Annotated in this window: 7 protein-coding genes; 6 read left to right on the top strand and 1 reads right to left on the bottom strand. The window is 69.6% G+C overall.

Going from position 1 to position 6,164, the window contains the following annotated elements:
- Positions 1-352: 352 nt before the first annotated feature.
- From D180_RS06135 to D180_RS06160, 6 genes are all read left to right on the top strand, one after another.
- A complete protein-coding gene (locus D180_RS06135; RefSeq protein ID WP_026144274.1) occupies positions 353-931 on the top strand; it encodes a hypothetical protein in 579 nt (192 codons plus the stop codon).
- A complete protein-coding gene (locus D180_RS06140; protein ID WP_017908434.1) occupies positions 928-1,128 on the top strand; it encodes a helix-turn-helix transcriptional regulator in 201 nt (66 codons plus the stop codon). Before D180_RS06135 ends, D180_RS06140 begins: the two co-directional genes overlap by 4 nt.
- Before the next feature lie 90 nt (positions 1,129-1,218).
- Positions 1,219-2,733, top strand: coding sequence for an alpha/beta fold hydrolase (locus D180_RS06145; protein WP_017912097.1), 1,515 nt, complete (start codon positions 1,219-1,221; stop codon positions 2,731-2,733).
- Positions 2,734-2,764: 31 nt separating this feature from the next.
- On the top strand, positions 2,765-3,511 hold the full coding sequence (locus D180_RS06150) for an ATP-binding cassette domain-containing protein (protein ID WP_017912098.1): 747 nt from the start codon (positions 2,765-2,767) through the stop codon (positions 3,509-3,511).
- Positions 3,508-4,689 carry an ABC transporter permease gene (locus D180_RS06155; RefSeq protein ID WP_017912099.1) on the top strand — a complete coding sequence of 394 codons (1,182 nt, stop codon included), beginning with the start codon at positions 3,508-3,510 and terminating at the stop codon, positions 4,687-4,689. Before D180_RS06150 ends, D180_RS06155 begins: the two co-directional genes overlap by 4 nt.
- A 202-nt stretch (positions 4,690-4,891) precedes the next feature.
- A complete protein-coding gene (locus D180_RS06160; RefSeq protein ID WP_232760352.1) occupies positions 4,892-5,773 on the top strand; it encodes a CPBP family intramembrane glutamic endopeptidase in 882 nt (293 codons plus the stop codon).
- Positions 5,774-5,869: 96 nt separating this feature from the next.
- Here D180_RS06160 and D180_RS06165 read toward each other — a convergent pair.
- Positions 5,870-6,164: energy transducer TonB (locus D180_RS06165; RefSeq protein WP_043090556.1), on the bottom strand; the 295-nt coding region annotated here is incomplete at its 5' end.

The raw sequence follows: 6,164 nt of genomic DNA on the forward strand, positions 1-6,164 counted from the left end.
AGAAGGTGCCCCGAAGGGGCGGATGAGGGTACGGTCGCAGCCTCGCATGCATGGGTCAGCGTGGAGCTTCGCGCCCTTACCCTCACCCCAGCCCCTCTCCCGGCAGGAGAGGGGCTGTGACGTCTCTCTTCTCTCTGGGGAGAAGACACCCCGAAGGGGATGAGTGTCGTCCGACACCGGAAGCCGGCTAGCCCGGCGGTGCCTCCATTCTGTCTGTAAAGGACGCTTGACAGGCGTTCCCGCTGCGCGCATTCTCCTGTCAAGCGTGCTTGACAGGGGAAAGGTCGGCACGGCATACGCGGCAGCCGCGAGGGTGCCGGATCGGGGATCGGCTGAGTATCGGGGACAGATGATGGGCAACTGCAGGCGCAACGCGATCGTGGTGCTGTGCGTGAGTCTGGCGCTGCTGGCGGCCGGGGCCTGGCTGCCGCTCGGCGGCAGCGACTATCTGCGCGGGGTGTGCATGGGCGTCGGCATCGGCGGCCTGTTCATGGCGCTGCTGCTGTGGTGGTCGCGGGGCAGCCTGGCCGACAGCGCGCCGCGGGCGCTGGCGCGGCGCTACTACCGCGAGTTCTTCCCGCCGATGGGCGCCTACGTGGTGGTGATGCTGTTCTGGAAGCGCCTGCTCGACAGCGTCGACGCGCACTGGCTGCGCGTGGTGGTCGCACTGCTGCCGGCTTTGACGTTGGCGCTGGTGATCCGCGCGGTGGCGCGTTTCGTGCGCGACTCCGACGAACTGCAGCGGCGCATCGAGCTGGAGTCCATCGCCATCGCCGCCGGGCTGACCTGTGGCGTCTACATGGCCGCCGGCTTCCTGCAGGCGGCGCAGGTCATCGCGGTGCCGGCCTCGAGCGCGATGCTGTGGGTGTTTCCCGCGCTGTGCATGACCTATGGGGTGGTCAAGGTCGCGAACGCGCGCCGCTACCAATGAACAGCCGGATCCGCGAACTGCGCGAGGCGCACGGCTGGTCGCAGGGCGAACTGGGCGAGCGGCTGGGCGTGTCGCGACAGACCATCAATGCGCTGGAGACCGGCAAGTACGATCCGAGCCTGCCGCTGGCGTTCCGTATCGCGCGGCTGTTCGCGCACAGCATCGAGCAGGTGTTCCTGTTCGATGAGGGCGAGTAAGCGCGCACTCCGTTCCATGCCCCATCGGGCACCGACGACGCCATGTTCCGGCATGGCATTCTGCAAGCCATGAACTCAAGGATGCGAACCATGCGACACCCCTCCCGGCCGTTCGCCATCGCGGCGGCCACCCTGTTGCTCGCCGCCTGCCAGGCGGCCCAGGCACCGACGCCGCAGACGTCCGAACGCAGCTACGGCGCGCTGCGCTTCCATCCGTGCACGCTGACCAATCCGGTGGCGTCCAATAATGTCGCGGCGCAGTGCACGCGGATGGCGGTGGCGGAGAATCCGGCGGCGCCGAACGGCCGCAAGATCGAACTCAACATCGCCTGGCTGCCGGTCACCGGCGAGGGCGGCAGCGACCCGGATCCGGTGTTCTTCCTCGCCGGCGGTCCCGGCCAGGCCGCTACCCAGGTCGCCAGCATCGTCGACATGGCGCTGCGCGAGACCCGCAAGCGCCGCGACGTGTTCCTGATCGACCAGCGCGGCACCGGCCAGTCCAATCCGCTGAGCTGCCTGGGACCGGACGGCAAGGAGATGCCGCTGGCCGATCCGGCGCGCGCGCCCACCGCCGCCGAACTGGTCGACTACGCCCGCCGCTGCGCGCAGTCGCTGCAGGGCCGCGCCGATCCGCGCTACTACACCACCACCCAGGCGATCGGCGATCTGGATGCGGTGCGCGCCGCGCTGGGCGTGGACAAGATCAACCTGATCGGCGGCTCCTACGGCACCCGCGTCGCCCAGCAGTACGCGCGGCGCTACGCGCCGCACGTGCGCAGCGTGGTTATCGATGGCGTGGCGCCGAACGACCTGGTGGTCGGCGGCGAGTTCGCCACTACCTTCGAGGATGCGATCGCCCTGCAGGCCGAGCAGTGCAAGGCCGATCCGGCTTGCGCCAAGCGCTTTCCCACCGATACCCGCACGCAGTTGCGCGCGGTGGTGGAGCGGCTGCGGCAGGCGCCGGTGGAGGTGGACTACCGCGATCCGGCCAGCGGCCAGAGCCGCCACGACCGGGTCACCGCCGACACCGTCACCAGCCTGGCGTTCTCGTTCTCCTACGCGCCGCAGACCGCGTCGCTGCTGCCGCTGGTGCTGGACGAAGCGGCCAACGGCCGCTACGGGCCGCTGATGTCGCTGGCAAAGATGATGGGCGGGCAACTGGACGGGCAGATGAATCGCGGCATGCAGTGGTCGGTGATCTGCGCCGAGGACGCCGACCGCTATCGCGCCCCGCAGACGCACGACACGCTGCTCGGTCCGGAAGTGGCGCAGATGTTCTTCGCGGCCTGCCCGGTGTGGCCCACCGGCACCCGGCCGGCCGACTTCACCGCGCCGTTCACCTCGACCTTGCCGGTGCTGCTGACCTCCGGCCAGCTGGATCCGGTGACCCCGCCACGCTATGCCGAGCGCGTACTCAAGGGCCTGCCCAACGGCCGCCACCTGGTGGTGCGCGGCCAGGGCCACGGCACCATGACCCTGGGTTGCATGCCCAAGCTGCTCGGCCAGTTCTTCGAGACCGCCGATGCCAAGCACCTCGATGCCACCTGCCTGGACGCGATGAGCGGCGTGCCGGCCTTCACTTCATTCAACGGATGGGAACCATGAGCTGCGCAGCGTTCGACAGGGAGGGGCAGGCATGATCGTCGCCGACAATCTGCACAAGGCATTCAAGACCCGTGCCGGCACCGTGCAGGCGGTGCAAGGGGTCAGCTTCCAGGCTGCCGACGGCCAGATCACCGGCCTGCTCGGTCCCAATGGCGCCGGCAAGACCACCACCTTGCGCATGCTGTACACGCTGATGGCGCCGGACCAGGGCCAGGTGCGCGTGGACGGCGTCGACGTGGGTCAGGATCCAATGGCGGTGCGGCGCGCGCTGGGCGTGCTGCCGGATGCGCGTGGGGTGTACAAGCGGTTGACCGCGCGCGAGAACATCGCCTACTTCGGCGAACTGCACGGGCTGTCGGCGGCACGCATCGCCGAGCGCACCCGGTTGCTGTCGAAGGCGCTGGACATGGACGACATCCTCGACCGCCAGACCGAAGGCTTCAGCCAGGGCCAGCGCACCAAGACCGCGATCGCCCGCGCGCTGGTCCACGACCCGCGCAACGTGATCCTGGACGAACCCACCAACGGCCTGGACGTGATGACCACGCGCGCATTGCGCGGCTTCCTGCGCGAGCTGCGCGAGGAAGGGCGTTGCGTGATCTTCTCCAGCCACATCATGCAGGAGGTGGCGGCGCTGTGCGATCGCATCGTCATCATCGCCAAGGGCACGGTGGTGGCCGCCGGTACCGCCGATGAACTGCGCGCCCTCACCGGCGAACCCAATCTGGAAGACGCCTTCGTCAAGGCGATCGGCAGCGACGAGGGACTGCACGCATGAGCCTGCTCCGTACTGTATTCACCGTGATGCGCAAGGAATTGCGCGACCTCTCGCGCGATCGCCGCACCCTGGCGCTGGCGCTGCTGCTGGGCCCGCTGCTGTACCCGGCGCTGATCCTGGGCATGGGCGCGCTGGCCGAGAGCCGCGTGCGCACCCAGATCGACAAGCCGCTGGACATTCCGGTGATCGGCCGCGAACGTGCGCCGAACCTGGTGGCCTTCCTCGCCGCGCAGGGCTTGAACGCGGTCGCGCCGCCGAAGGACCTGACCGGGGCGATCCGCAGCCAGGACGTGGATCTTGCGCTGAAGATCGACGAGGACTACGCCAACGCCTGGCACGAAGGGCGCCCGGCGCTGGTGGAGATCATCAAGGACAGCACCCGCCGCGATGCCGACATCCCGACCCAGCGGGTGCAGGCCGCGCTGGGCATGTACGGCCAGCAGGTCGGTGCCTTGCGCCTGCTGGCGCGCGGCATCGATTCGCAGGTGTCGCGGCCGCTGGATGTGGCACTGCAGGACCTGGCCACGCCCGAGGCCAAGCGTGGCGCGTTGCTGGCGATGCTGTTGCCGGTGCTGCTGACCATCACCTCGTTCATCGGCGGCGCGTACCTGATCCTCGACGCCACCGCCGGCGAACGCGAGCGGCAATCGCTGGAGCCGCTGCTGGCCACGCCGGCCTCGCGCAGCGCCATCGTCAGCGGCAAGATCACCGCCGCCTGCGTGGTCGGCCTGGTGTCGCTGCTGCTGACCCTGCTCGCGTTCAAGCTCAGCGCGCAGGTGGCCAGCGGCATCGGCCGCCAGCTCAACGTCAGCTTCGTGGCGATGCTGCAGATGCTGTTCGTGCTGCTGCCGATGCTGTTCATCGGCACCTCGCTGCTGACCTATCTGGCGGCCGCGGCCAAGAGCATGAAGGAAGCGCAGAGCCACATGACCTGGCTGATGCTGCTGCCGATGCTGCCGGGCTATGCGTTGATGGTGTATCCGCTCAAGACCACGCTGTGGCAGTTCGCGGTGCCGTTCCTGGCGCAGAACCAGATGCTGATGAAGATCATCCGCCGCGAAACGATCGATCCGCAGATCTGGACGGTATACCTGCTCACCGGATTCGGCCTGGCCGCGGTGCTGTGGCTGGCGGCGGTGCGCCGCTACCGGCAGGAACAGTTGGCGATCTCCAGCTGAGCAGGAGGCAGCGCGCGGGCCGGGTCCGCGCGCTGCACGCCCGTCGTCGTGGGGCCGCGCAGGAAACGCGATCGTGATGCACACTCGCTGCGCGCAGCGGCGTTGTCCGTCCTGCCGATGCTTCCTTGCAGTGAGCCTTCGCATGTCTCCAGATCCACACGATGTCCCAGCAACGACGGCGGCCGGCGCCAGGCGCCTGCTGGTGCTGGGCGAGGCGCGCATCCTGCAGCCGGGAAGGGTGCGCTGGCTGCGGGCGCTGCTCTGGGCGATCGCGTTGCTGGCGCTGATGATCGTCGTGGCGACGGCGGTGCCGCTGCTGTGCGCCAGGCTGCTTCCGCCGGGCGCGGATCGGCTCGCGTCGTATGCGACGGCGCTGACGGCCGCCGTGTTCTACGCAATCGCGGTGCGCCTGGGCGAGCGGCGCTGGCCGGCGGAACTCGCCTGGCGCGCCGCGCCCTTGCAGTTGGGCGTGGGGCTGCTGTTGGGGGCGGCCATGTTCGCGGCGGTGATGGCGATCATGGCGGCGTTCGGCGTCTACACGATCCGCTGGACCGGGCCGGCGCCGCTGTGGGCGCCGCTCGGGAAGGCGTTGCAGGCCGGCGTGGTGGAAGAGCTGATGTTGCGCGCGATCCTGTTGCGGCTGCTGTGGCGCGCGTTCGGGCCATGGTTGGCGTTCGCACTGTCGGCGCTGCTGTTCGGCCTGGCCCACCTCGGCAATCCGAACGCGAGCGTGTTCGCCGCGTTGTGCATCGCGGTGGAGGCGGGCATCATGCTGGGCGCGTTCTATGTGCTCAGCGGCCGGCTCTGGGTCTCCATCGGCGTGCATGCGGCCTGGAACTTCACCCAGGGTTATCTGTTCGGCGCGGCGGTATCGGGGACCGACATGGGGCCGGCGATCGCGCGCAGCACGGCGCAGGCCGGGGTGCCGGAATGGTTGAGCGGTGGCGCGTTCGGTCCGGAGGCCTCGCTGCCCGGCTTGCTGGTGTGCACGGTGGTGGGGGCGGTCGCGACCTGGATGGCCTGGCGCAAGGGGCGCTTCGGCGTCTCCGCGCGCAGTAGTGCTGGCATGACACCGACGTCCTGATCGCGCTGGTCTAAGTGTTGCGGTCGGCGCGGTGTTGCGCCTGAGCGTTCTCTGCGCGCCCGGCCGCTGCCGGGCACGCAGGTGTCATTGATGGGCTCAGCCGCCGGGATTGAACGCCAGCGTGCGGCGGGTGGTCACCGGCGCGCCGACCGGTTCGAAGCGCCAGCGCTTGGTGGCGTTCAACGCCTCGCGGTCGAACACCCGCGGCGGCGTGGAGCGCAGCACGCGGGCATTGGTGACCGCGCCGTCGGTGCCGACGGTGATCTCCACCAGCACTTCGCCTGCGGTGCCCGAGCGCAGCGCTTCGGGCGGATAGCGCGGCGCCGGGGTGCTGATCGGGCGCAGCGTTTGTGCGGTGGCGGCAGCGGCCGGCGCGGCCGCGGGGGCCGCC

Origin of the sequence: Xanthomonas sp. SHU 166, from assembly GCF_000364685.1 — a bacterium.
GTDB classification, from domain to species: Bacteria; Pseudomonadota; Gammaproteobacteria; order Xanthomonadales; family Xanthomonadaceae; genus Xanthomonas_A; species Xanthomonas_A sontii.